The organism is Arthrobacter sp. 9MFCol3.1 (genome assembly GCF_000620385.1).
Classification (GTDB): domain Bacteria; phylum Actinomycetota; class Actinomycetes; order Actinomycetales; family Micrococcaceae; genus Arthrobacter.
In genome coordinates this window covers 308,466-329,598 of the sequence record NZ_JIBJ01000003.1, presented here as the reverse complement: position 1 = coordinate 329,598, position 21,133 = coordinate 308,466, and the positions used below count along the sequence as shown (strand labels likewise).

At 63.5% G+C, this 21,133-nt stretch carries 17 protein-coding genes and 1 pseudogene; 7 read left to right on the top strand and 11 right to left on the bottom strand.

Annotation, left to right across the window (positions count from 1 at the left end):
• Positions 1 to 4: 4 nt before the first annotated feature.
• Complete coding sequence (locus C560_RS0101545) at positions 5 to 1,816, top strand: FAD-dependent oxidoreductase (protein ID WP_026536867.1); 1,812 nt, start codon at positions 5 to 7, stop codon at positions 1,814 to 1,816.
• A 729-nt stretch (positions 1,817 to 2,545) separates the two neighbouring features.
• Here C560_RS0101545 and C560_RS23215 read toward each other — a convergent pair.
• Positions 2,546 to 2,722, bottom strand: a complete 177-nt coding sequence (locus C560_RS23215; RefSeq protein ID WP_155855702.1) for a hypothetical protein — start codon at positions 2,720 to 2,722, stop codon at positions 2,546 to 2,548.
• A gap of 246 nt (positions 2,723 to 2,968) precedes the next feature.
• Here C560_RS23215 and C560_RS0101530 point away from each other — a divergent pair, with 246 nt between their 5' ends.
• Positions 2,969 to 3,835, top strand: coding sequence for an AraC family transcriptional regulator (locus C560_RS0101530; RefSeq protein ID WP_026536865.1), 867 nt, complete (start codon positions 2,969 to 2,971; stop codon positions 3,833 to 3,835).
• Between the two features lie 173 nt (positions 3,836 to 4,008).
• On the opposite strand, the gene C560_RS20985 is transcribed toward C560_RS0101530, so the two are convergent.
• The 6 genes from C560_RS20985 to zwf form a co-directional block, all read right to left on the bottom strand.
• On the bottom strand, positions 4,009 to 4,410 hold the full coding sequence (locus C560_RS20985) for a DUF2306 domain-containing protein (RefSeq protein ID WP_231494224.1): 402 nt from the start codon (positions 4,408 to 4,410) through the stop codon (positions 4,009 to 4,011).
• 386 nt (positions 4,411 to 4,796) lie between these two features.
• Positions 4,797 to 5,660: a TIGR02391 family protein gene (locus C560_RS20980; RefSeq protein ID WP_043422251.1), complete on the bottom strand. Its 864-nt coding sequence runs from the start codon at positions 5,658 to 5,660 to the stop codon at positions 4,797 to 4,799.
• Between the two features lie 724 nt (positions 5,661 to 6,384).
• Positions 6,385 to 6,942 carry a DUF6036 family nucleotidyltransferase gene (locus C560_RS23735; protein WP_026536862.1) on the bottom strand — a complete coding sequence of 186 codons (558 nt, stop codon included), beginning with the start codon at positions 6,940 to 6,942 and terminating at the stop codon, positions 6,385 to 6,387.
• Positions 6,939 to 7,559, bottom strand: coding sequence for a helix-turn-helix transcriptional regulator (locus tag C560_RS23210; RefSeq protein WP_197026085.1), 621 nt, complete (start codon positions 7,557 to 7,559; stop codon positions 6,939 to 6,941). Before C560_RS23210 ends, C560_RS23735 begins: the two co-directional genes overlap by 4 nt.
• Before the next feature lie 1,444 nt (positions 7,560 to 9,003).
• The gene (locus tag C560_RS0101490; protein ID WP_026536860.1) at positions 9,004 to 10,899 is read right to left on the bottom strand and encodes a glycoside hydrolase family 15 protein; all 1,896 of its coding nucleotides are present in this window, start codon (positions 10,897 to 10,899) and stop codon (positions 9,004 to 9,006) included.
• The gene (gene zwf / locus C560_RS0101485; RefSeq protein WP_081801581.1) at positions 10,896 to 12,341 is read right to left on the bottom strand and encodes a glucose-6-phosphate dehydrogenase; all 1,446 of its coding nucleotides are present in this window, start codon (positions 12,339 to 12,341) and stop codon (positions 10,896 to 10,898) included. Before zwf ends, C560_RS0101490 begins: the two co-directional genes overlap by 4 nt.
• A gap of 221 nt (positions 12,342 to 12,562) precedes the next feature.
• Here zwf and C560_RS0101480 point away from each other — a divergent pair, with 221 nt between their 5' ends.
• Genes C560_RS0101480 through C560_RS0101470 form a run of 3 tightly spaced genes read left to right on the top strand, consistent with a single transcriptional unit; the run spans position 12,563 to position 16,654 of the window.
• A complete protein-coding gene (locus C560_RS0101480) occupies positions 12,563 to 14,143 on the top strand; it encodes a GMC oxidoreductase (RefSeq protein ID WP_026536858.1) in 1,581 nt (526 codons plus the stop codon).
• Positions 14,144 to 14,191: 48 nt separating this feature from the next.
• Entirely contained in the window at positions 14,192 to 15,601 is a 1,410-nt protein-coding gene (locus tag C560_RS0101475) for a cytochrome ubiquinol oxidase subunit I (RefSeq protein ID WP_026536857.1), read from the top strand.
• A 9-nt stretch (positions 15,602 to 15,610) separates the two neighbouring features.
• Positions 15,611 to 16,654, top strand: a complete 1,044-nt coding sequence (locus C560_RS0101470; protein ID WP_026536856.1) for a cytochrome d ubiquinol oxidase subunit II — start codon at positions 15,611 to 15,613, stop codon at positions 16,652 to 16,654.
• Positions 16,655 to 16,856: 202 nt separating this feature from the next.
• On the opposite strand, the pseudogene C560_RS20975 reads toward C560_RS0101470, so the two are convergent.
• Positions 16,857 to 17,114: pseudogene (locus C560_RS20975) on the bottom strand (IS3 family transposase); the annotation flags it as partial.
• A gap of 246 nt (positions 17,115 to 17,360) precedes the next feature.
• On the opposite strand from C560_RS20975, the gene C560_RS0101455 reads away from it, so the two are divergent.
• Positions 17,361 to 17,750, top strand: coding sequence for a hypothetical protein (locus C560_RS0101455; protein WP_026536855.1), 390 nt, complete (start codon positions 17,361 to 17,363; stop codon positions 17,748 to 17,750).
• A 450-nt stretch (positions 17,751 to 18,200) separates the two neighbouring features.
• Here C560_RS0101455 and C560_RS0101450 read toward each other — a convergent pair whose 3' ends face one another.
• From C560_RS0101450 to C560_RS0101440, 3 genes are read right to left on the bottom strand one after another with little or no spacing between them, the layout of a single operon-like run.
• Positions 18,201 to 18,548: a DUF6510 family protein gene (locus C560_RS0101450; RefSeq protein ID WP_197026084.1), complete on the bottom strand. Its 348-nt coding sequence runs from the start codon at positions 18,546 to 18,548 to the stop codon at positions 18,201 to 18,203.
• Positions 18,545 to 19,282, bottom strand: coding sequence for an FAD-binding oxidoreductase (locus tag C560_RS0101445; RefSeq protein ID WP_026536853.1), 738 nt, complete (start codon positions 19,280 to 19,282; stop codon positions 18,545 to 18,547). Before C560_RS0101445 ends, C560_RS0101450 begins: the two co-directional genes overlap by 4 nt.
• A 10-nt stretch (positions 19,283 to 19,292) precedes the next feature.
• Positions 19,293 to 19,886: a sulfite oxidase-like oxidoreductase gene (locus tag C560_RS0101440; RefSeq protein WP_026536852.1), complete on the bottom strand. Its 594-nt coding sequence runs from the start codon at positions 19,884 to 19,886 to the stop codon at positions 19,293 to 19,295.
• A gap of 136 nt (positions 19,887 to 20,022) precedes the next feature.
• On the opposite strand from C560_RS0101440, the gene C560_RS20970 reads away from it, so the two are divergent.
• On the top strand, positions 20,023 to 21,123 hold the full coding sequence (locus tag C560_RS20970) for an ABC transporter permease subunit (protein WP_197026083.1): 1,101 nt from the start codon (positions 20,023 to 20,025) through the stop codon (positions 21,121 to 21,123).
• Positions 21,124 to 21,133: the final 10 nt, after the last annotated feature.

Here is a 21,133-nt window from a genome sequence, read left to right as displayed (position 1 = left end):
TGACATGACTGCACCAGCAAATACTTCATCTGCCCTCCCGAGCCTGGACTGCGATGTCCTGGTGGTCGGCTCCGGCGCGGGCGGCCTGTCTGCCGCGGTTACGGCCGCCTACCACGGACTGAAGGTAGTGGTTGTTGAAAAGGCCGACGTCTGCGGAGGTGCCACGTCCTGGTCGGGCGGGTGGGCCTGGACCCCTGGCAACCCGCTGGCCAAAGCCGATGGCGTCAACGAGGACCGTGAACTGTTCCGCACCTACCTTCGCCACCGGCTCGGCCCGAACTACCAGGCAGACAGGGTGGAGGCATTCCTTGAGGCGGTCCCGCACATGGTCGGCTTCTTCCAGGACAAGACCAGCCTCCAGTTTGTGCCCGGAGCCAAGATCAAGGACATCTACGGCAGCACTCCCGGCGCGGGCACCGGCCACCGATCCGTGGGGCCCAAGCCGTTCAACGCACGCAAGATCAAGCCTGAGCTCCGTGCCAAGATGCGCCACCAGCTCTACGAAACCTCGTTCCTGGGGATGGGCATCATGGCGGGTCCGGACCTGACCAAGTTCCTGTCCGCCTCCCAGGGAAACATCCGGGGCATTGTCCATGCAGGCTGGCGGGTTGGATTCCATCTCTTGGACCTCATTACCCACAGGCGCAACATGCAGCTGGTCAACGGGACCGCCCTCACCGGCAGGTTGCTGAAGTCCGCCGATGATCTCGGGGTGGAGATCCGCGTCTCCACGCCTGCCAGGCACCTGTTGACAGACGAGTCCGGGAAGGTGACGGGCGCCGTCGTCAATTCCCCGTACGGTGAGCTGCGGATCAACGCCTCCCGGGGCGTCGTCCTGGCCGCCGGAGGGTTCCCCAACGACGTCTCACGCCGTAAGGAGCTGTTTCCCAAAACCCCCACCGGCCGGGAGCACTGGACCCTGGCACCGGCAGAGACCACGGGCGACGGGATCACAATGGCCCAAGCCGTAGGAGCCCGCTTCGAGACGGAGGTGGCCTCCCCGGCCGCTTGGTGCCCGGTCTCCCTGGTCCCGTACCGCAATGGACGCACCGGAATCTTCCCGCACATTATGGACCGGGCGAAGCCCGGCAGCATCGGAGTGCGCCGGGACGGCGGGCGGTTCGTCAACGAGGCCAATGGCTATTACGACTATGTCGAAGGCCTCCTGAACGCCACTCCAGAAGGGGAATCAGTGGAGGCATGGCAGATCGCCGACGCGGAGTTCGTCCGTAGGTTCCCCTTGGGGATGGCCAAGCCGCTGCCGGTGCCGCTCTTCCCGTACCTGCGCTCGGGGTACCTCAAGAAGGGCAAGACCCTTGAGGAATTGGCGGCAGCCTGCGGGATTGATCCGCAGGGACTCGCCGCGACGGTCGCTGACTTCAACCGCAACGCGCGGAAGGGCATCGACCCCGTCTTCGATCGGGGGGCCAGCGAATTCAATCGCTACGGCGGCGACCCTAAGAACACCCCCAACCCCTCGCTGCGGCCCCTGCAAAAGGGACCGTTCTACGCCGTCAGGATTGTCCCGGGATCGTTCGGTACCTTCGCGGGGCTTGCGGCCGATTCACGCTCCCGTGTACTGGACAACGATGGCCAGCCCATCACTGGTCTTTACGTCGCGGGCAACGATCAGGCCTCAGTCATGGGTGGGCACTACCCCGCCGGCGGGATCAACCTCGGCCCGGCCTTGACGTTCGGTTACATCGCCGGCCGCGACATCGCAAACGCGACACACTACGAAGATGACGGCACCCGGGCCCCGGAAGAACGCGCCGCAGACAACGATGCGACGGTCAAGCAGCCGAGTTTGAATTAGCAGAGGTCGGCCCTGATCTGTCAACGATCCCAAGCCTGCACTGGGCTCAGGCGCGAAGAAGAGGCTGAAGATCGCCGCCGCAAGGAAAATGCGGAAATCGCCAATCTTGTCTTTGACAATTTAGTGAAACCGTACGCGCAGCAAGTCGTCATCCCGCGGGCGACGGAGTTGTGGAACGCTAAGGTCCTGCCCGGGGGCAAACGGCTCGCGCAGCGCTGGCTCCGTCCAAAGAGGAGCCAGCTCGAGGTCCCACACGAGAGCGGCGATACGCCTGAATTTGCGGCCCAGACCGCGAAGCCGCTCGCAGCCCAGCACAACACCGACCACACCTTTGAAATAACGGCCGTCCAAAGGGGCGGCGAAGACATACCGCTGGTCGGCGTGATCCAGATAGATGAATATTTGGCCGTCGATCCGCCTAGGGACTCAGCGGCGTTTGACGTTATGGGGAACTGGGCAGACGTACGCCCAACCGAAAATCGTCAATCACACCCGTAGCGCAATTCAGTGTGGAACACGGTTCGGACCGAAGCGTCTCGCAACTTACTGCCTCGTATCCCTAGTGTTTCGAGGCGCTCCGGTTACGAGACACATTGAGCCGGACTACACGCAGCGCCGGGTGCCCGTAAGGGGATCGGCCGAGGAGACACCCTCGACAGGTGCTGCTGAAGGGGAGAGAGCGGCGGCGGGGTTTCGTGCGTCCGGAACCCCTGCCGTCATCCGGCGCGATCACCACAAATAGGATTGGCTCACGTCGTAGCCCAGGCCCTCGAGGTAGGTGTTGAGTTGCTGTTGAGCATCGGCACGGTTCCGGAAGCCGGCGAAACTGAATCCGCTCATGTCGGCATCCTCGGGAACCCGAAAAATCATGACGGTGCCGAAGGCGGGGACGCTGATGTGGGCCATGCGGGGAGTCCTACCTGTTCGGGTTGTAGCTGCTCGACGCCATTGTAATCTGTGCCCTTTACAAAAGGGTTTGCTGTGGACAGCTCCGCTCGATGTCGTCGTTTTCGCGCTGCTTCGCGTCCTGGCTGCGTCCCGCAAGCCGATCGGCGTACGGGCGGTCTGCAGTTAAGCGGCGATCGAATCGGACCGCAATAGTAGGGTGCGGGGGGAAGCAGACGCGCAGGATTGAAGGCGAAAGGGGGAACCATGATCTCAGCGCTCAACCAACTCGTCGATTTCATCGACTGTCACCTCACTGATGAGATCGACATTGATGAGCTGGCGGTCAGTCTTGGCACGACGGAGTATCACCTCCGCCGAATGTTCTCATCGCTGGCCGGTATGCCGCTCTCCGAGTACGTCCGCAGACGCCGTATGACGGTGGCCGCAACGGACGTTCTTGAAAAGGGCGAGTTGCTGGCAATTGCGGTGCGCTATGGATATGGCTCGGCCGAGGCTTTCAGCCGGGCGTTCCGATCAGTGCATGGCGTCGGCCCCGGCGACGTGCGCCGGGACGGAGGCCCCCTTCGCACACAACCGCAGCTCAGGTTCCGCCTGGCCCTAGAAGGGAACACCACAATGGACACTCGCATCAAAGAACGGCCGGCGTTCCGGCTCATCGGCCATTCGGCCCGCGTGCCGCTTATTCACCACGGCCCAAACCCGCACATCCAGGCGCACATCGCCTCGCTACCAGCAGCAGAGCACGCCCGGCTCAAGGAACTTAGCAACACCGAGCCCGTGGGCCTGCTCCAGGTGACCGCCGACGTCGACCCGGACTACACGGAGGGCAGCGAGCTGACCTACCTCCATGGCGTCGCCGTCGCCGAAGCGACACCGGTCCCCGAGGAGCTCGACGTGATCGAGGTCCCGGCAGGCACCTGGGCAGTGTTCCACGCCGAAGGTGAGTACCCGGCGGTTCTGCAGTCCACCTGGGCCGCCACTGCCACCGATTGGTTCCCGTCCAACCCTTGGCGGCTGCGCCCGGGCCCATCGATTGTGGCAGTCCTTGATCGCTCCGCGGATTTCAGCACAGCGAGCTGCGAATTGTGGCTCCCAATAGAACGCGCCTGACGGATCGGCCCGCCGGCAAGACAATGAGCATGCCGGCGGGCACACGGCTTACCTGCCTACGGGTTCGGGCGCCCGGAGAAGAATCGGCTAACGGACGCTCTGGGCCGGCTGGGTCTTGCGTAGCTGAACGATGCCGGTGACGGTTAGTGCGGCCGTGCTCAGGAGGACGAGGATCAACAGCCCCAGAAGCGGGAGCTCGTGGATGGCGAGCTGTGGAATGCGGCGCGAGGGCACAGCCAGAACGCCACGAAGGCGCCGAGTAGGCCGAAGTAGCTGCCGGTCATGAAACTGCGGTGAGCTTTAATGTTTCGCTTCCAGATGGCCCACAGGCCAGCAGTAAGTGTGCAGAAGGTCAGCACTGAGAGTGCGTGGAGCCAATTGAACCCGCCGTCGATGGTTCTGATACCGAACGAGGTCAGCACCACGACGTACATAGAAACAGCCCAGATTCGACCCACGATCCGATGAACGCTGCCGCCTTTGGTCCGTCGCAACAGGTTCACGGCGCCGAAGATCAGCGAGTAGCTGGCGGCGACTGCATGAAGTGAGATTAAGACGGTCCACGAGGAAGGCATAGCCCGGAGCCTAGCGGATTGTTCCGCAGGGGGATCCCTTACCGGACGCCGTGGAGGCCGGCCGGACGACTCTCTAGCTACGGCTAGGCTTTGTCGGAAGCTCGTACTTGGGGGAAGCATGAAAGTTTGGCATCTGGCAGTCGCTTCTTGGATCGTGACTGTCCTCATCGGCGTCTTCGGAATGAACGCCTGGTACACGATCTGGTACTACCAAGAGCCTGTCATTGACTCTGTCGCCGAACCCGATGCCGTCGGGATAGCCGTTGCTTGCGGCCTTGGCGTCCTTGCTCTCAGCGTTCTACTTAGCGGCGCGCTGAGCATCCTAGCCGCCCGAGTCGATACGCCTAAGAATCTGGCCTAGGGCTAGTAGCGCCGTAACCAATCGCCTACCGGGCGGCATCACTCTCGAAGCGCTCAATCTGGCACTGATCGAGCAGTTGGGCAAGAAAGCTGTAGGCGGCAAGGCGCTCCATCGCCTGCTGCTCGGTGAGCTCGTCTCTAGTGTGGGTGGTGACGTTTCGGACAGTCAGATTCAGGCCGGTAGCCAGAGCGTTCAAAGCTTTGGCAAGAGGTTCAAGGCCACCACGCATGCTCCTGGCAGTCTTGTCCTCGCCGGGGCCGGGCCAAACGAGTTTGGGTTTGCCATCAACCGCGTCGCCTGCTGACAAGGTCTGTTGCCAGAACACGGTGTCGTCTACATCGTTTCGTTTAAGCTTCTGTTTCCAATGGACTGTAAGCCCTTCGGCAGCTTCACGTACGGCGACTCGGTACTGGTGAGCCGTCCAGTGTGCAGCTGCACCCGCCCAGATGACGGGGTGAAGCTGGGCGGGAGAAAAACTTGGCAAACTCGAGTCCGAAGTGGCTTGGGCATCGATGAGCATTGCTTCTAGCCGGCCTTTGACGTTTGCCGTCGTCATTCGAATATCACGTGGTGCAAGCGGGGCCTTAGGTGATGACATGAATGACCAGTTGGAAATCGGGTCGATAACACCAATCCCCGCGACAGAGATGTACGCCCCGGTGACAGCGACTGCGCGTGCGGCCAGCCCTGCGGCCTCTGCGACATCGAGTTCGAGGCGGCGCACGAGAGCAGAGTCTTGTCCGTCTTTTGCCCATACGGTCGGAAGAAGGCCTCGAGAAGAAAGATGGTCCGACTCTTGTTGCGTTTCCATCCAGGCGTTAAATGCGGCCTCGAAGCGGCCAACAGCGTCGAGTAGGCGCCGCAGATAGTCCTCACCGTAATCGCTCAAGTCATCCCCCCATATTCAGAGCTCGTGTCAGATGTCTCAGGCTCCAGCTTATGCTGGCCCCCCAGGCAGCACCGTCCCGTACGCCGGTCCCCTACTGCGACAAGCCAGACTTGACGTGCGGCTTTGCAGGAGTGCAGTTTGAGACCGTGCCCGTGCTTTACCGAGGCTAGAAACCGTATGCCTGCTGCTGACGAGGAACTGAGATACATGTCGAACCACCTTGAAAGAAGGTGTTGCTTCGATCAACAGAATCCCGCGTGCCCAACCGTTACGCCCCAGATTGTCTCGTAACCCTTGGGATTCGAGACGTCTCACCGAGGGAATGGACGTCTGACCTGCACAGTCGCGGATTTTTACGAAAACTTGGACGCGCGATGGCAAGGAAGATTTGCGTAACTATGTCTCAAAACCTCGAAGCAAAAATCGAGTACCCATCCGTAGTCATGAGACAGGTGAGCGGTGTCGCGAAGCGTCTTTTAAAATCAACAGCTTTTCAAGACATCGGTGCGACCTCCGACGAGCCGGTGTAGTAGGCGGGAAGGCCGGGCTCGCCGTGCCTCGCAAATGCGTCGTCTCACCAATGATTGTCTCGGCGGGGGTGTGGGTCCTTCCGAGTGAGAAAGGTTGGGCGAGGCAAGTGGGTTTATACGCGCGCGAGTACTTCCAAGCCTTGAAATGGAATTCGGTGCTCGTTGAGCTTCGATTTTGGTTGGACGGTGATTGATTACTCGGTTTCGGGCTTGAGGCTCTCGGCTGCGTCGAGTGCGTCGTCGACGACGATGAGGTAGTTCTGCCGGCCTGCTGCGAGCGGGATGGAGTGCTCGCCGTATTTGTTGTAGGCGAGGTCGACGGCGTCTGTGGCGTTGGAGATGTTGAGCCGGCGCAGGAGCCGGGCGATGTCGAGGGTGTCTTTGTCCCGTTCGGCGGCGATTTTCATGGCCAGGAGTGTTTCGGTGTCTGCTGCCTGGATGGTGAGTCCGGTGAGTTGTTCGAGTTCGACCCAGGTGGCGTTGTCCGGGACGAAGGCTGCGGCATTGGAGTTGAGCCAGTCCGGCGCGAGGTCGTACTCCGCGGCCATTTCAGTGACGATGGCGTCGATGGCTGCTTGGTCCGTGTAGCTTGCATCGATATCGGCGGTGGGGCGGTTTCCGATTCCTTGAAGGACGAGTGCGGCGCCCCCTACGAGTTTCACGTCGCCATGGACGCCTTCGGCGTGCAGACGGCGGCCGAGATCCTGGAGGAGGGCACGTATTTGTGCGCCATTGAGTTCGCCGCCGCTCATGCGGTTGCCAGGCTGCGTTCGCGGATGAAGACGTTCATGGAGGCGAGCTCCTCGGGCGTTTCGGACATGATGAGTTGCTTCATGGGTTCCCGGACGTGCCGGTATGACTCGGCCGGCATCCATGCCTCGTTGAGGGGTTTGATGCGCCTGGTCCAGGGTGGTGCGGGCTGGCCGAGTCGGTGGGCGGTGTAGTTGGTGATACCGGCGAGGGCTGCGGACCAGTGGGGCTCCTTGAGCCGCGGACTGCGCTGGAGCAGGGGCTTGCCGGCCTTGAGGGATGCGGTGGCGTAGTCGGCGAGCATCTTGATGGCGAACTCGAAATCCCGATCAGCGATAAGCCGGGTGAAGGTTTCGGCGTAGTCGCGCCGTGCCGGGTCGTTGTCACCGCCGTGGGGGAGAGGATCGGTGGCTTCCAGTGACAGACCCAGGGCTGCCAGGATGGCCAAGGTTTTGCCGAGTTCGGCGCGTTCGTGGCCAGCTTCGAGATCCATGAGGAATTTCCTTGACACCCCAGCCCTGTCAGCAAGAGTCTGCTGCGACAGTCCGCGGCCCTTGCGACGGGCACGGATGATGGTGCCGACGGCCGCGGGCGTGCCGATGCTGCTCCCAGATGTCATGGGGCCTCCCTTCCAGTTCATTATGTCACCGAACGGTGACAAGCGCTCTGTTTCATTGTTTGGTGGTTCTTCGACCGGGCAAGGTCGCTCATGTCCCTGGCTGTCGCAGACGCGATGAACGGCGAGAGAGACCGCGCCTAGGTGGAAAGGGAAGTCGGCGACGTACATCCAACACGGCTTCGTACCCGAAAGTCATGTTCCGGCCGGGATCAGGACTGGCAACTCATGGCGAGCCAGGGTGTCGCCAGAATGCAAAAAGGAAGTGTGTGCAAAGTACACACTTTGGGCATCGGACCGGGTCGTATATCGGTCGGAACGGGCCGGATCCTGTACGTTGCCGCGAGAGCCCAGTGGTGGCGGGGGAGCGAATGCAGTTCGAGTCCCACCTCGGGCACAGTGTTTCCGCATGTCAGCGGCCTTCGGGCCGCCAAATGTGTACAAACTGACTTTTACGGGCCCCTGCGGGGGCCCATTCTTGTTGGTGGCCGTTTGCGGTCTGGGTGCTCCTTCTCTTGGCTTGGACAGCGGTGTTGCTGCTCACTCCTTCATGAGCGGGAGCGCTTGGAACTGCATGACTTGCTGAGACTTGCGGATCTGGTCTTCATGGCCGCGCCTCTCGGCCCCGGGTACTCCCGGGAAACTGTCGTCATGATCGATGATGTTCTCGAGCATCGGGTCGGGGCCGGGCGAACCGGTCGGATTTGGTGACGACCGGCGTCCCTCCGGCCCCGGACAGCCGTCAGGGCTTCGTTCGGTCCCGGCCGTTCCTGTTCCTTCAGGTCACGCCGTGGTCACCATTGATCAGATCCTTGGGGCGCCCAGACCCGTAAGCGCCTTGCGCGGCGCGGCCAGGGCCTGTTTGTTGGTGCAGACCCGGACGCGCCCAATGATTTCCGCGGACAGGTGCAACTGTCGCGATTGTCCACCTGAGCGGCACAGTTGCGGGCGGGGGATACGCGAAAATCAGGACTTCCAGTATTTGTATCGGTTTTTCTCGCAACGCCGGTGCGGGCGGATGGTGTCGCGGTGGGGGACCGGCTTGCGGAATACCGTGTCGGGATGATCGTCGTTAGTCCCCACTTCGTGGATGGGGCGCACTATTTCCGCAAGCCCACCTCGCCGGGTGAGGAGTTCTGGGCCGAGAGAGATTCGGATTGCGCTCTGGAAGCAGCCCCGCAATGGGCAGACCCTGCCCCTTATCACCCAAATACTCACGGACATTGAGATTGGCGCTGCCTTGTCGGATGCCTCGGTCTCCAAGGTGGATTTACACGCGAGACCTGCCGCGGATGAAGTCGAAGATCAGAACCACGGCAATAACCAATAGCGGGTGAATGAGCCTGCCGTTAGCTGCCATCGCTGTTGTTCATGCTGTGTTGATTCTGGCTGGCGGCAGGCGTTGATCCGTCCGCCACCAGGGGCGGCTCGGGGACGGGTCACCTCATCACGAGAACTCCTGGAGCCGCTCGACAACGATGATCCGCGCTGCTGCCTCGATCAGCGCGAGGTGGGAGAACGCCTGCGGGAAGTTGCCGAGGTGCCTGCCGGTGTCGACATCGAACTCCTCGGCGAAGAGCCCGAGCGGCGAGGCGACCCGCAACAGCTTCTCCATCAGGTCACGCGCCCGCTGCTCCTCGCCGATGATCGCCAGCGCGGACACGAGCCAGAACGAGCAGATCAGGAATGTGCCCTCCTTGCCGGTCATGCCGTCGTCAGTCTCGCCGGTGCGGTAGCGCAGCACGAAGCCGTGCTCTGTCAGCTCGTCGGCGATGGCGAGGATGCTGGCCCGGAGCCGCTTGTCATCTGGGGGCAGGAATCCGAAGATGGCGGCCAGCAAGGTGGAGGCGTCCAGTGCGTCCGTGTCGTAGTGCTGACGGAGCACACCCCGCTTGTCGACGCCGTGCTCGAGGATGTCGGCCTTGATCTCATCCGCGGTGTCCCGCCACGTCGCGATGAGATCTGTGTCGCCGCGGATCTCGGCCAGCTTCGCGGCGCGATCCAACGCGACCCAGCCCATCAGCTTGGAGGACACGTAGTGCTGGGGCTTTCCGCGGGCCTCCCAGATTCCCTGATCGGGTTCGCGCCAGACGGCGGTGGCGCATTCGGCTTGGGACTTGACGATGGGCCATAGCCGCAGTGGCAGCCGGTTACTGCGTCGGGTGTGTAACAGGATGGAGTCGAGCACGGCGCCGAACACGTCGTTTTGGCGTTGGTCGAACGCTCCGTTGCCGATCCGGACCGGCCGGGCACCCGCGTAGCCGGACAGATCGTCGCGGGTGGACTCGGTCAGATCGCGCCGGCCGTCGATGCCGTACATGATCTGCAGCGCGCCGTCGGACTTCGGCTCGAGGTCGGCGACGAACTGGATGAACTCCTCGGCCTCCCAGTCGAGATTCAGGTAATGCAGCGCCTGCAAGGTGAAGGTGGTGTCGCGCATCCAGGTGAAGCGGTAGTCCCAGTTGCGCTCACCGCCAGGCGTCTCCGGCAGCGACGTGGTGAGCGCGGCGACGGTGGCCCCGGTCGGCATGTAGGTGAGGCCCTTGATGGCTAGAGCTGAGCGCTGGATCGGGTCGCGAAAGCGGTGGTCGGGCATTCGCGCCCGTCCCAACCAGGTGCGCCAGAACCGCGTGGTGGCATCGATGCGGCGGGTGGCGTCCAGGACGTCGCCCGGGGCATTTAGCCCCTCGGCCCACGACAGTGCGCAATAGAACTCCTCACCGGCGGACAGGACGTGTCGGGCGCGGACCCGCTCGCCCTCGACGCCGAGGGCGAAATCGGTCTGCAGCCTGATTGTCTGGCCCGCACCGCTGGCATCGGCGATGTGTCGACTGCCGTCGACCAGCGTCCATGCGGCTGGCGTCCGGCCGTAGTCGAACACCGGCTCGCAGACCAGCTCCATCTCGACGGTGCCGTCCAAGCAGCGGACGGTACGCACCAGCAGGTGATCGGCGTCGTCGTCGGCGGGCGGTCGGGTGTGCGGGGTGACCTCGTCCTCGCTCTCTCGCGGGCCCATTGTCAAGGCGTCGCGGACCTCAACCCAACCCGTCTGGGTCTTCCAGGTCGTGCAGAGGACGTTGGTCCCGGGCTCATACACCTGGGCTGTCGGGTGGTTGGTCCCGAACGGGCCGAGCCTGAAGTAGCCGGCTCCGCGGTCGAGCAGGGTGCCGAACACGCTGGGTGAGTCGAAGCGCGGGACGCAGAGCCAGCCGACGCCTCCGTCGGGCGCGACGAGGGCGCCCGTGTGGCAGTTCGATAGGAAGGCATAGTCCGCGATCGGCGGGAACGGGGAGGGCGCGGCAGCGCTCTGCTCGGTGGCCTGCCGCGGAGCGTCGGGACTCATGATGGCACCCAGGGGCGGTGCCAACCGACGTAGTCGGCGGTCAGTTCATCTGCAGCTTTCGGACCCCAAGTCCCGGGCGTGTAGCTGTGCACCGATGGCGACGCATCCAGGAGTGGCTGCATGATCCGCCACGTCTCCTCGACCCCGTCCTGGCGGGTGAACCGCGTACTCTTCCCGACCATCGCCGCCTGGAGCAACACCTCATACGGAGTCGGCCCCTCGCCCCCTTCTTCGGCGAACTCCATGTCGAGATCGATGGCGCCGGGGCCGACCGTGTCCGCACGTAGGGCCTCGACCTTGAGCCTGACGCCGGTCGACGGATCAAGCTTGATGACGAGCTGGTTGGGCTCTGGTCGGCGATCGGATCCGAAGTTGAAGCCGAGCCGGGGCGGGTGCTTGAACACCATCCGAAGCTCGGTCTGGGTGACCGGAAGCTTCTTGCCGGTCCGAATGAAGAACGGCACACCGGACCAACGCCAGTTGTCGATGTCGAGCCGCAACGCGGCGTACGTCTCCGTCGTCGAATCCGCGGCCACGCCGTTGATGCTCCGGTAACCCTCGTACTGGCCGCGGACGTAGTGGACAGGATCGGCCTCGGAGACCGCGCGGAACAAAGCGACCTGCGAGTCTTTGAGCGTTTGCGGATCACGCCCAGACGGTGGCTCCATTGCGGCCGCGGAAACGACCTGCATGAGGTGATTGACCACCACGTCGCGCAGCGCACCGACGGGATCGTAGAAGTGGCCCCGGTCCTCGACGCCGAAGTCCTCGGCCATGGTGATCTGCACGCATTCGATATAGTTCCGGTTCCAGATCGGCTCCAGCATCGTGTTGGCGAACCGCAGGTAAAGGATCTCCTCCAGGCCCATCTTCCCCAGGTAGTGGTCGATCCGGTACAACTGCGACTCGTCGAGGTACTGGTGCAGCTCCTCGGCCAGGGCGCGGGCCGAGGCTCGGTCACTCCCGAACGGCTTCTCCACTACCACCCGCCCCGTTGCGGTCAGGCCGGCTCCGGCCAGGCCCTTGACGACTGTGCCGAACAGGAAGGGTGGGACTTCGAGGTAGAACACCGGGCTGTCGGCGCCCTTGATCGCCTCGGCGACCCGCCCATAGGTCCCTGCATCCCCGAAATCGCCCTGCACATAGGACAGCCGGGCCGCGAAACGGCCGAAGACGGCGGCGTCGATCACCTCCCCAGTGCCCTCGATCGACTCCCGGGCCCGTTCCACCAACTGGTCAACTGTCCAATCATCGACAGCCACTCCGACGATCGGGCACTGCAACAAACCCCGCTGCTCCAGCCGGTACAACGATCTGAACGTCATCACCCTTGCCAGGTCGCCGGTGATCCCGAACACGACGAACACATCAGCGGAACCCTGACCAGCGCCAGCCGGCTGGCCACGCCCAGACGCGGTTTGGCTATTCACTGTTGCTGTCATGGCATCTCCTCGACGTGATCGGCCCTCTACCCGCAATATGAATCTGCTCGTGGCCTGCGTGGGGGAGCTGACGCGGCCGGTTTCTATCAAAGCCAACCACCGCCTCCCGGCCCCCGTCACCACCCATTTTGGGTGATGACGCCGTCCACCCCGGGGGGGCAGGCTCAATGTCTAGAGGCAGCATCCGTTAGATCCGAGAACCCGCTCCAGGAGGATTCGGCATGACAGACGGCCAGCACTATGACGTTGTCATCATCGGGACGGGAGCCGGGGGCGGGACGCTCGGCCACCGGCTTGCTACGAACGGGGCGAAGGTGCTCTGGCTGGAGCGAGGTCCGTTCCTGCCGCGCGAGCGCGACAACTGGCAGACCGAGGCGGTGTTCGTCCGCGGAAAGTACCTTGCGAAAGAGATGTGGTATGACCGGCACGGCCGCGAGTTCCAGCCCGAGGTCAACTACTACGTCGGCGGGAACACCAAGTTCTATGGCGCGGCACTGTTCCGCCTCCGTCCGGAGGACTTTGGCGAGCTACGCCATCATGGCGGAATCTCACCGGCCTGGCCGATCTCCTACGAGGACCTGGAGCCCTATTACACCCAAGCCGAACATCTCTACCTGGTGCACGGTCAGCACGGCGAGGACCCTAGCGAAGGCCATGCCAGCGCGCAGTACGCCCACCCTCCGGTATCCCACGAACCCCGCATCCAGCAGTTGAACGACGACCTGGAGAAGCTCGGGCTGCACCCCTTCCACCTCCCGATCGGCGTCAACCTCCAGGAGATCAAACCTGGACGGGCGGCACGGGCAAGTGCGTGCATCCGCTGCGACCGTGTCGATGGCTTCCCCTGCCTGCTGAACGCAAAATCGGACTCGCAAGTCATCTGCGTGGATCCGGTGCTCTCCCAGGACAACGTCACACTGGTCACCGGCGCCCACGTGCAGCGCCTGGAAACCGACGCCTCAGGACACAGCGTCACCGGGGTCGTCACAACCCTGGACGACGGCACCGAGACCAGATTCACCGGCAACATCGTGGTCGTCGCCTGCGGCGCGGTGAACTCCGCCGCCCTGTTGCTCAGATCCCGCCAAGACCGCCACCCCGACGGGCTGGCCAACAGCTCCGGAGTGGTCGGCCGGCACTACATGCGGCACAACAACATCGCGCTGATGACCGTTTCCCGGGAGCCCAACCCCACGCTGTTCCAGAAGACGCTGGCGATGAACGACTGGTATCTGGGGTCCGACGACTGGGACTATCCGCTCGGCGGTATCCAGATGCTCGGCAAGTCCGACGACGAGGAGCTCCGCGCGCAGTCGCCGCGATGGGCAGGCAAGATCTCTCCCGACATGCCCTTCGAGGTGCTGGCGCACCACGCCGTCGACTTCTGGCTCTGCGGCGAAGACCTTCCGCAGCCCGACAATCGCGTCACGCTCGACGCGGACGACGCCATCCACCTCAGCATCGATGAGAAGAACAACGTCGAAGGAGTAAAGCGGCTGCGACACAAACTAGACGGCATGCTCGGCAAGCTGGGCATGCACGAGCACCATCTGCTTGACCGCAGCCTCTACCTGCACAAGAGCATGCCGATCGGCGCCACCGCGCACCAAGCAGGCACCGTCCGTTTCGGCCGGGATCGCGCAACCAGCGCTCTCGACGTGAACTGCAAAGCCCACGACCTGGACAACCTCTACGTCGTCGACACCAGCTTCTTCCCCAGCATCGGCGCCGTGAACCCGTCCCTGACCGCAATCGCCAACGCCCTGCGGGTCGGCGACCACCTCACCGAACGCCTTGGCTAGTCCCCGGGCCGCCATGGCAGCTGTCAACCTCGCAGAAAGGGGTGCGACATGACGCTGTTCGCGGACGTCCTCATCCCCGTGATGGAGGTGAACCCGGTTCCGTGGGCTCGAGCACAGATGGCGTTCACGTTGGCCTTCCACATCATCTTGGTGCCACTCGGTGTGTCCTGGTCGGTGATGGCGCTGATCGCCAACTATCGAGGCATCAGGCGGTCCGACGCTGACGCCATCCGGCTCGCGCAGCGCTGGTCGAAGTACATGGCGGTCACCTTCGCAGTCGGCGCCGTCACTGGAACGGTTCTCTCCTTCGAGTTCGGCCTGCTGTGGCCTCAGTTCATGGGTCACTGGGGCGAGGCGTTCGGCGTGCCTTTCGCGTTCGAGGGTCTCTTCTTCTTTCTCGAGGCCGTTTTCATCTCGATCTACATCTTCGGCTGGCGGCGGCTCAAGCCTTGGACCCATTTCTGGACCGGTGTCCCGATCGCCGTCGCCGGCATCTTTGGCAGCGTTTCGGTGGTAGCCGCCAACGCGTGGATGAATTCCCCTGAAGGGGTCACCCTGGACACCGCCGGGAACGTCGTGGCGGTGGACCCGCTCGGGGTGATCTTCAACGGGGCGATGCCGCTGATGGCGGCACACATGGTGATTGCGGCCTACCTGGTCGGCGGCTTCCTGGTGGCCATGGTCTACGCGACGGCGATGCTGCGCGGGCGGCGCGATCACTATCACAGGCTCGGCTTTCTCATCGCCTTCACTGTGGCCGCCATCGCCGTCCCGGTGCAGATGGGGGTCGGTGACGGTCTAGCTCGCTGGGTCTATAACAACCAGCCGGTCAAGTTCGCCGCCATCGAGATGGTGCCGACGACCAGCAGTGACGTGCCCGAGACGCTCCTCGGCCATCTCAACTCAGAAGGACAAGTGGTGGGCGGTGTCCCCATCCCCGGGCTCGCCTCGTGGTTGTCGGACCCCAGCACTGGCCGGGCGACCGTCGTGCAGGGGCTCGACGCTGTACCCGCCGACGAGCGGCCGACGAACCGCCAGGTGAACGTCGTCCATCTCGCTTGGGACATCATGGTCGGCGTCGGCACTGCCCTGTTCCTGCTGACGCTGTGGTACTTGGCATCGTGGATCTTCCGACGAGACATGCCTCGCAGCAAGTGGTTCCTGCGCTGCGCCGTCGCCGCCGGACCCCTCGCCGTCCTGGCGATGGAGGCGGGCTGGACCGTGAGCGAGGTCGGCCGTCAGCCGTGGATCGTCTACAACAAGATGCGGGTGGAGGACGCTGCGACCACCAACACCGGAGTCTGGATCACCTTCATCGCGGTCACGATCCTCTATATCGGGCTGGGCGTCACCACAATCCTCGTCTTCCGCGGGATGAGTCGTCGCTACCGTGAGGCACGACGATTCGAGGAGACAGACTCCCCGTACGGACCGCGCGAGCCGGTGAAAAAGACCTAGGGGTCACCCATGGATACCGCCGCAGCCCTGCTCTTGTTCGCTGCCATCACCATCTACGCGATCTTCGGCGGCGCTGACTTCGGTGCCGGCTTCTGGGACCTGACCGCTGGTGGCGCGCAGCGTGGGGGGCGGCCGCGCGAGGTAATCGACCACTCGATCGGGCCCGTGTGGGAAGCGAACCACGTCTGGCTGATCTTCATCTTCGTCGTGCTCTGGACGTGTTTCTCCGAGGCCTACGCGTCGATCACCTTGACCATGTTCGTGCCCCTCGCCATGGCGGCCCTCGGCATCGTCCTGCGCGGTGCCAGCTTTGCCTTCCGGAAGGCGGTGTTTCGGCAGCGAGCACGCCGCAGCTTCGGCGCCATCTTCGCCGTCTCCTCGGTGCTGGTGCCCTACTGCTTCGGCGCCATCGCGGGAGGCATCGCATCCGGCCAGGTTCCGGCCGGCGGTCGGGCGGGTGATCCGCTGCACAGCTGGGTCAATCCGACGTCGGTCGTCATGGGTCTGCTCGCCGTATCCGTGACGGCCTACGTCGCCGCGGTACTCCTCACCTGGGATGCCCATCGCCTCTCCGACGAGGCGATGGTCGGCTACTTCCGCGTCCGCGCCGTGGCGGCTGGGGCCGTGGCTGGAGCCGTCGCGCTGGTGGGACTCATCGTTGTACGCAGCGAAGCCAGCTATGTCTTCGGAGGACTCACCTCACGCGCCCTGCCGCTGGTGATCATCTCGGCGGTAGCCGGGCTCGGCGCGCTTTTCCTGCTCCGAGGCCGACCCCACCGCGGAGCGCGGCTGGCTGCGATCGCCGCGGCCGGCGCCCTCGTGCTGGCCTGGGGCGTGGCACAGTGGGACTACTTGCTGCCCGAAACGCTCACGGTCTCTGCGGCCGCTGCGCCGTCGGGCACGATCACGGCCGTGTTGGTCGCGGCCGGTCTCGCCGTGCTGTTGATCGTGCCGGCCTTCGTCTTGTTGTACGTGCTCGACCAGCGCGGACTGCTTCCCGACGAAGGCGTCGACGACGAGCCCGACCAGGGCTCCGGGGTCGTCCGTGCCTGACTTCGCTGACGAGGTGGCAAGCGAGCGAGCCGTTGACCGGGGTATCGACTGGAGGGTGGACGATGGCAGATCGGATAACAACTGAGCGAGTTCTGGTGCGCGGTGGCGGGCTGGCCGGGGTGGCCTGTGCGCTGGAGTTCGGGGACAACGGGACCGAGGTCACGCTGTAAGGGACTGCCCCGGCTTTTGTTGACTCGGGGTCTTAGGCCGCAATGAGCGCGGTCCGGTTGATTGTTTCATATTCGATTGGCGTGAGTTTCCCCAGCCGTCTTTGCCGTCGCCGGCGGTGGTAGGTCCTTTCGATCCAGGTCGTGATCGCCAGCCTGAGATCCTGGCGTGTGAGCCACCGCTGACGGTCCAGGACGTTCTTCTGCAGCAGCGAGAAGAACGACTCAATCGCGGCGTTGGCCGCACACGCACAGACACGGCCCATCGAGCCGGTGAGCCCGTGGTGCCGGAGCAGGTGCATCGGCCCGGTCCCGCTCCGTCATCTCGGCCGACTCTGACGGTGCCGGCCGTTCCCCCGGTTTCCTTACGCTCGGCGATGGAGGCGCCCGCAGTGCGTCGATGGATCCGCGCCCCTCTTGTTCTTGGGATTGCGTCGTGCACCCGACGTAAGAATGTATTCGACCGCCGGAGATCATCACGGCCGAAAAATTAGCCCACGTAGGCTATGTATTAGGAAAAACAAAATTGGGGGAACAGCATGAATCAGCCGATAGACGCGGACGAGAAGGAACGGATCGCTTCTTGGAACAAACGGTGCGCGAAAGTATGGTTCAAGTACCTTGCTTTCGTCGTTCTAACCTTTGCTCTCCTGCTAGCGCCCTTCATCCAGGTTTTCCACTACTTCCTGGACGTGACCGTCCCCTTGGTTTCAGGTGAACTGATTTATGGGCAGCCCGACTACCAGGAATACCAGGCCGCGAAGGACTGGTATCTAATTATCCTGGCCGTCCTCCTTGTCCTCTTCAGCGTCGTCTATTACCTCGGCCATCGTTGGTACAAGAGAGCAATTCGCGCTCTTGGCACACCACCGAGCGGAATGTTCAACCGATGGAACCGCTGGATAATGGGCTCAGCGCAAGAATCCTAATAAAGCGCAAAGCCGGCGGTACGGAAGTCTTTTCAAGGAATCCTTCGTCAGACGACAGGGCGTCCTATGGGCCACACCCTATCGGACGGCCACACTCTCAGCACGGGTGGGAAGCTTTTGCGCATCGATAGGCTGAGCCCATGGCATTGGGGGATGCGACCAAAGCCTGCTCGGCCTCGCCGTCTTCACCCACTTCAGCAGCGCGTTCATGGAAGATCTATCCGGGAATATGTAGGATGCAGTACCCGGTGAGACCTGGTGGGTATTAAGAACTACAGGATCGAGACGAGGAGAATCCGTGTGCTGGCCACGACCTTTATGGCATGCGTTGTTCTGCTTCTCTCGGCTTTATCACTTAGCGCTTGCACGAGCGGCCCGGCGCCTGATCTCGGTAAACGCGTGGCTGGCACTCCGGATTCACCTTCTTGGGGGGCCTCCAAGAGAAACGCTCTAGCGTTCTCGGTCGATCTGAAGGTAGCTGAGTCCGCTGACATCGAGCCAGAATTTAGTGGGAGTCTCGACGAGACGCAGCAGGACGCCCCCGCAGGAGCTGCAGCGCACGACTATTCCCGGGGCGTCGGCATAGACCGCCGCCTCTCCGAAGACCCTGACTGCGCCACAGTTCTTGCACCGACCGATCGCTGCAATGATGTCGATGCGGAACAATTCCCACAGGGGTCCTGCGGCCGCGTTCCCGTCGAGATGGGGTATTGGGTTGCCTGTGGTTCCGGCGATGTCCTGGTCCTCGAGGCGCGGGTCCTCAGCACCAGGGGAGGCGGAGCCGTTGTTGCCAGTCACCGTATTCCTCCCGTTCCGCCGAAGCGTTCGGTTTTGATTGAGGCGGTCGGATAGCCCGCCTTTACGAGCCACTCTGTGACTGTTTCGACAAACATCGTCTGACCGCAGATGAAAATGTCGGGGGCTGCGTCCGCCGGCAGGATGTTTGCCAACAGTGTTTCGTCGGTGAGCCGCTTTGGGGCGATTGGCCAGCCCTCCGGAACTTCGCGGGTATAGAAGTAGTCGACAGTGAGCTTGGAGGATTCCTGTCCTAAGGTGAGCAGCTCCTGCCGATAGAACCCGGTCTCGGGGGATTTGAGCGAGTACAGCAACCGGAACTGTGAGGGATTCTCGGATGCCTCGTGGGCTCGGATCATGGACATGAGCGGGACGATGCCGGATCCGCCGGCGATCAGCTGAACGGGGTTCGGGTCAGTCGGTCGCCAGACGAACCAGCCGCCGACGGGGCCCCGGATCTCCAGCTGGTCTCCGACCATCAGGTCTCTGACCAGATAAGGGGAGACCTCCCCGTTGGCTAATTCGTCGACCGTGATCTCCAGGATTTCGTCCATCCCGGCGGTGGCCACGGAGTAGGACCGCACTGCCGTGTAGCCGTCGTCGGCTGTGAGCCGGATATCGATGTGCTGGCCGGCAAGGTTGCCGTTCAGACCGTCCACGCGCAGCCCGATGGTCCTGGACGATGCCGTTTCGGGAACGCCGCTGACCACCTCGGCGACGCGCCACAGGGTGCTCATGTGTCCTGCCTCATGAGTAGCGCTCCTCGCGCCACGGGTCCCCGTAGATGTGGTACCCGTTGGTTTCCCAGAAGCCGGGAACATCATGCGGCATCAGCTCGATGCCATTGATCCACTTCGCACTTTTCCAAAAGTACAAGTGGGGTACCAGCAGACGGGCAGGGCCGCCGTGGGCCCGTTCCAGCGGCTCACCGTCAAATTCCCAGGCCACCCATGCGTGGCCGTCGAGAAGGTCCTGTAGCGGGACGTTGGTCGTGTAGCCGCCGTAGGAGTGCGCGGTAGTGAACTCGGATGTTGTTTCCACATCCTCGAATAAGGTGTCCAAGGAAACCCCGCGCCATGAGGTGCCCAGCTTGGACCAGCTCGTCACGCAGTGGATGTCGGTCCGGATCTCAGCCTGGGGCAGCGCCATAAACTCATCCCAGGACCAGGCGCGGTGCTGGCCCGTCTCCGTCGTAATGAAGAATTCCCAGTCAGCGGGGGCGACATAGGGTGCAGGGCCCGCCGTCAGCACGGGAAAGCTTGCCGTCTCGTATTGGCCAGGTGGTAAGGCTGGATTGCCGGTGCGCCGTTTTCCATGAAAACCAGACGAGATGATTCCCATCATGTACCTCCGATGCGGAGCTTCGCCGGTCAACTGTGATCGGTTCCCCCACGATATGGCAACGGCAGGGCAGGGTCCAGACATACGAACATTCCCAATCCCGTCAGCTCCGCGAAGCCAGCCATCAAGAGTCAATGTGGTCATCGCCCAGCTCCTGCCCTCAGGCAGGAGCGCGAACGGTGCCGCTGCGGCCATGGTCGGGGCGGCCTATCTGGTCCGAGGTATCGGGGACGCACTGGGAACCCCGGCGGCGGACCTGCTGCACGTGAGCAGTGCGTGGCCGTCGCTGCTCTCGCCCATCGGCTGGGGCCAGCGCTCACGGCCGTTCACCAGCCCGGACCTGTTCCCGTTGCTGGTACTTCTCGCTGCCGCGATGATCCTGGCAGGAGCGGCCGTACTGATCCGGCAACGGCGGGATGTGGGCGCCAGCCTTCTGCCTCAACGCGACGGCAGGGAGCGGGCCGTAGCCGGAGGAACCTCGTTCGTCGGTCTGGCGTGGCGCCTGCAGCGCTCCACCCTGGCCGGATGGTGTGTCGGGGCCGCGGCACTGGGTGCCGTGGCCGGGGCTCTCGGCCCCCTGGTTACCGAGACTGTGTCCAGCGTGGTGCCGTTGAAGGAACTCATTTCCCGGCTCGTGCCGGGCGGGCAGGCCGGACTCGTTGACGTGTTCATCACCGCCCTGCTTGGTGTGGCCGGGGTGTTCGCGGCGGCCGCAGGCATTCAGGCAGTGCTGCGGATGCGCGCAGAAGAAGCTGAGGGAAGATCCGAACTCCTTCTCGCCGCGCCGGTATCCCGGGCCCGGTGGCTGGGCGCGAACCTGTACATCGCCGCCGCCTCCGCGGCCCTTGTCTGCGGAACGGCCGGCGCCGCGGCCGCCCTTTGCCTTGGAATTTCGGGCACCCCCACCGGAGCTGCCGGATCCTTGGTGCCGGCAGCGCTGGCGCACGTTCCAGCCGCCCTGGTGTTTCTGGCAGCAGCCGGCATGGCTTTCGCCGCCGCACCGCGGCTCAGTGTTCTGCTCGGTTGGGGAATGCTTGCGGCCGGACTCGTCCTGGGCGAATTCGGGGAGCTGTTCGGCCTGCCGGTGTGGCTGCAGGACGCGAGTCCGTTCCGGCACTCCTCGGCCATGCCTGTGGAGCCCTTCGACCCGGCCGGGGCGCTGGGCCTGGCCGTCGTCGCGGCCGCCTTGAGCGGCCTGGCCGCCTATTCCATCCGGAGGCGGGACCTCACGGCCTAGAAGGCCATCG

What these genes read in the sequence shown, in the direction of transcription:
- C560_RS23215 (WP_155855702.1), bottom strand. Translation starts at nt 2,722, where the DNA reads ATGGCCCACATCAGCGTCCCCGCCTTCGGCACCGTCATGATTTTTCGG.
- C560_RS0101475 (WP_026536857.1), top strand. Translation starts at nt 14,192, where the DNA reads ATGACGCTGTTCGCGGACGTCCTCATCCCCGTGATGGAGGTGAACCCG.
- C560_RS0101445 (WP_026536853.1), bottom strand. Translation starts at nt 19,282, where the DNA reads ATGAGCACCCTGTGGCGCGTCGCCGAGGTGGTCAGCGGCGTTCCCGAA.
- C560_RS0101530 (WP_026536865.1), top strand. Translation starts at nt 2,969, where the DNA reads ATGATCTCAGCGCTCAACCAACTCGTCGATTTCATCGACTGTCACCTC.
- C560_RS23735 (WP_026536862.1), bottom strand. Translation starts at nt 6,942, where the DNA reads ATGAGCGGCGGCGAACTCAATGGCGCACAAATACGTGCCCTCCTCCAG.
- C560_RS0101440 (WP_026536852.1), bottom strand. Translation starts at nt 19,886, where the DNA reads ATGGGAATCATCTCGTCTGGTTTTCATGGAAAACGGCGCACCGGCAAT.
- C560_RS0101470 (WP_026536856.1), top strand. Translation starts at nt 15,611, where the DNA reads ATGGATACCGCCGCAGCCCTGCTCTTGTTCGCTGCCATCACCATCTAC.
- C560_RS0101545 (WP_026536867.1), top strand. Translation starts at nt 5, where the DNA reads ATGACTGCACCAGCAAATACTTCATCTGCCCTCCCGAGCCTGGACTGC.
- C560_RS0101455 (WP_026536855.1), top strand. Translation starts at nt 17,361, where the DNA reads ATGAATCAGCCGATAGACGCGGACGAGAAGGAACGGATCGCTTCTTGG.
- zwf (WP_081801581.1), bottom strand. Translation starts at nt 12,341, where the DNA reads ATGACAGCAACAGTGAATAGCCAAACCGCGTCTGGGCGTGGCCAGCCG.
- C560_RS0101480 (WP_026536858.1), top strand. Translation starts at nt 12,563, where the DNA reads ATGACAGACGGCCAGCACTATGACGTTGTCATCATCGGGACGGGAGCC.
- C560_RS0101490 (WP_026536860.1), bottom strand. Translation starts at nt 10,899, where the DNA reads ATGAGTCCCGACGCTCCGCGGCAGGCCACCGAGCAGAGCGCTGCCGCG.
- C560_RS20985 (WP_231494224.1), bottom strand. Translation starts at nt 4,410, where the DNA reads ATGCCTTCCTCGTGGACCGTCTTAATCTCACTTCATGCAGTCGCCGCC.
- C560_RS23210 (WP_197026085.1), bottom strand. Translation starts at nt 7,559, where the DNA reads ATGACATCTGGGAGCAGCATCGGCACGCCCGCGGCCGTCGGCACCATC.